Source organism: Mycobacterium sp. AT1 (genome assembly GCF_002043095.1).
Taxonomy (GTDB): domain Bacteria; phylum Actinomycetota; class Actinomycetes; order Mycobacteriales; family Mycobacteriaceae; genus Mycobacterium.
The window spans coordinates 1-2,756 of record NZ_MVOC01000088.1; the positions used below are offsets into that span (position 1 = coordinate 1).

3 protein-coding genes are annotated in these 2,756 nt (G+C 69.4%); all 3 read right to left on the minus strand.

What is annotated here, in order from left to right:
• Positions 1-264 precede the first annotated feature (264 nt).
• The 3 genes from B1790_RS31910 to B1790_RS31920 are packed head-to-tail and all read right to left on the minus strand — an operon-like array spanning position 265 to position 2,710.
• Positions 265-684, minus strand: coding sequence for a thiol-disulfide oxidoreductase DCC family protein (locus B1790_RS31910; RefSeq protein ID WP_079927295.1), 420 nt, complete (start codon positions 682-684; stop codon positions 265-267).
• Positions 685-713: 29 nt separating this feature from the next.
• A complete protein-coding gene (locus B1790_RS31915) occupies positions 714-1,853 on the minus strand; it encodes an acyl-CoA dehydrogenase family protein (RefSeq protein ID WP_079927296.1) in 1,140 nt (379 codons plus the stop codon).
• Between the two features lie 11 nt (positions 1,854-1,864).
• Positions 1,865-2,710, minus strand: coding sequence for a DMT family transporter (locus B1790_RS31920; RefSeq protein ID WP_079927297.1), 846 nt, complete (start codon positions 2,708-2,710; stop codon positions 1,865-1,867).
• Between the last annotated feature and the right edge of the window lie 46 nt (positions 2,711-2,756).

The following is a 2,756-nucleotide window of genomic DNA, read 5'->3' on the forward strand; positions in this document are numbered from 1 at the left end:
CACCACAGCTCCCGCTCACCGGACCCGTCGGCGGCGGAGGCCGTCTGGAACATGGCGGCCATCGCCGCGACGCGGCGAGCGCAGGCCGCGGACTCCACCCGCGACCACGACTCCACCGCACCGCCACTTGAGGTGGCGGCAGCGGCGGTGGCCAATGACTCGAACATACATTCGAATCTACTCGGGTGCGCCTACGGGCGAAAGACCTAGGGAAGGGCCTGTGGATAACTCTGAAAAGCCAAGCGACGCATGTCATTCGACGATTCAAGCGATGAAGCGCGCACGCACCTCGGGCGCGGGCAGCGCGCACGAATCCACCCTGCCGAACACCCGGTAGCGAATGGCCGCGAAGCGGTCGTAGAGCCCGTCGCGGACGGGCGCAGGAACCACCCGAGCCACCGCCCCGAGCGCCTGCCACGGACCGCCGAGGTACTTCGCCACGTGAAGGGCTGCCTCCGAGCGCACCGTGACGCGCTCGTCGGGGCTCTCCGGGTTCTCGACGTAGACGACCGAGTCGACGCCCGCCAACTCCGGATGGCGTTGCAGCACCGCGGCACCGAAGTCGCTCTCGAGCGCGGCGAACCGCATCTCGTTGCGTCGGTCCACCCGCAGGATGAACTGCACGGCGCCGTCGCAGAAACCGCACGTGCCGTCGTACAGCAGGATGGCCGGGTTACTCGTCATACTTCAGGCTTACCCCCTTTCGGGGAGACCTACGTTGTGAGGCTGCGCGCAATGACGAGGCGCTGAATTTGGTTGGTGCCTTCGAAGATCTGGGTGATCTTGGCTTCGCGCATGTAGCGCTCGACGCGGTAGTCGCGGGTGTACCCGGCACCGCCGAAGACCTGGACGGCGTCGGTGGTGACCTTCATCGCCGCATCGGTGGCCACCAGCTTCGCCACACTGGCCTGCGTCGAGTACGGCTGGCCAAGATCGCGGCGTCGAGCGGCGTCCAGGTAGGTGGCCCTGGCACTTCCGACCGCTGCGGCCATGTCGGCGAGCAGGAAGCCGAGGCCCTGATGGTCGACGATCTTGCGGCCAAACGTCGTTCGCTCGTTGGCGTACCGGCACGCGTCGTCCAACGCGGCCTGCGCGATCCCGGTTGCCACCGCCGCGATACCCAGTCGGCCGGCGTCGAGCGCGCTGAACGCGATCTGCAGCCCCTGGCCCTCGGCACCGATGCGGCGGTCGGAGTCGACGACGGCGTCGTCGTAGAACGCCGTCGTCGTCGGGATGGCGGCGAGGCCCATCTTTTCCTCGGGCTTGCCGAAGCTCAGCCCGGGCAGGTCGCCCGGCACCAGGAAGCACGAAATGCCCTTGGAGCCTTCACCGGTCCGCGCGAACAGCGTGTAGAAGTCCGCGATTCCACCGTGGGTGATCCACGACTTCGTTCCGTTCAGGGCGTAGCCGCCGTCGGTGGGCACCGCCGCACACCGCAGGGCGGCGGCATCGGATCCGGCCTGCGGCTCGGACAGGCTGTACGCACCGATTCGATTGCCGGACAGCATGTCTGGGAGCCAACGCCGCTTCTGTTCGTCGGTGCCGAAGGTGAGCAACGGATGCGACGAGAGGCTGTGCACGCTGACCGCGACGGCGACGGCGGCCCATCGCGCGGCGATTTCCTCGAGTACCTGGAGGTAGACCTCGTAGGGCTGGCCACCGCCACCCCACTCCTCGGGCTGCGGCAGGCTCAGCAGCCCGGCTGCGCCGAGTTGGGCGAACACGCCGTCGGGATAGGTCTCGGTGCGCTCGTGCTCGTCGACGATGGGGTCCAGGAGCTTGTCGGCGACGTCGCGGGTCAGCGCGATGAGTTCGGCGGCCTCGTCGGAGGGGAGCAGGCGGTCGACCGGCATGGTTGCATCTCCTAGTTCTTTGACCGGCCAACTGTATCGCCGCGTTCCGCGCTGACCACGAGCGCTGCCATCACCAGCGCGATCCCGGCCACTTCGGCAATCGTCGGCCGCTGCGCCAGCGCGACGGCACCGACGACGGCGGCCGTGGCCGGCAGCAGAGCTAGCAGCAGCGCGAACCGGGCCCGGCCCATCCTCCGCAGCACCACCTGGTCGAGCCCGTATGGCACGGCAGTCGACAGCACGCCGACCGCGGCCCCCAGCGCCCAAACGTGCGGATCGGCGAACACCGAGGCGTCGTCGACCAGCTGGTGAGACAACAGGGGCGCGGCGAGCACCACGGCGGCGACGGTCATCCCCACGGCGAGCGAGTCCAGGCCCGACCCGGCGTCGGCAACCCGCTTGCCGACCAGGATGTACCCGGCCCACAGCGCCGCGGCCAGCAGCGCGAAGCCGACGCCCGCCGGGTCGACGCCGAGTTGTGCTCCCGCCACCAGGACGACGCCGACGCCCGCCAAGACAATGGCAACCAGGTCCTGGACCCGCCGTGACCCCAGCACGGCCACCGCCACCGGACCGATGAACTCGATCGCCACTGCCGTGCCAAGGGGGATCCGGTCGATCGCCTCGAAGAACGCGACGTTCATCGCGACGGTGACCATTCCGAAACCGCCCGCCGCGGCGATCGAGCGACGGGTCCAGCGCGTCCGCCACGGCCGTCGCCACGCCAGCAGCGCCACAGCGGCGGCCGCCGCGCGCAGCCACGCCACCGCCGCCGGATCCGTCGTCTCGAAGAGAAACACCCCGACGGCGGCACCGATGTACTGCGACACCGCACCGACGACGAAGAACAGCGGCATCGACCACGCGGGCACGCGGGTCACGGGCTACAGCGCGGCGTTGATC

Excerpts from the sequence above, each read along its gene's own strand:
- B1790_RS31910 (WP_079927295.1), bottom strand. The coding sequence starts at position 684 with ATGACGAGTAACCCGGCCATCCTGCTGTACGACGGCACGTGCGGTTTC.
- B1790_RS31915 (WP_079927296.1), bottom strand. The coding sequence starts at position 1,853 with ATGCCGGTCGACCGCCTGCTCCCCTCCGACGAGGCCGCCGAACTCATC.
- B1790_RS31920 (WP_079927297.1), bottom strand. The coding sequence starts at position 2,710 with ATGCCGCTGTTCTTCGTCGTCGGTGCGGTGTCGCAGTACATCGGTGCC.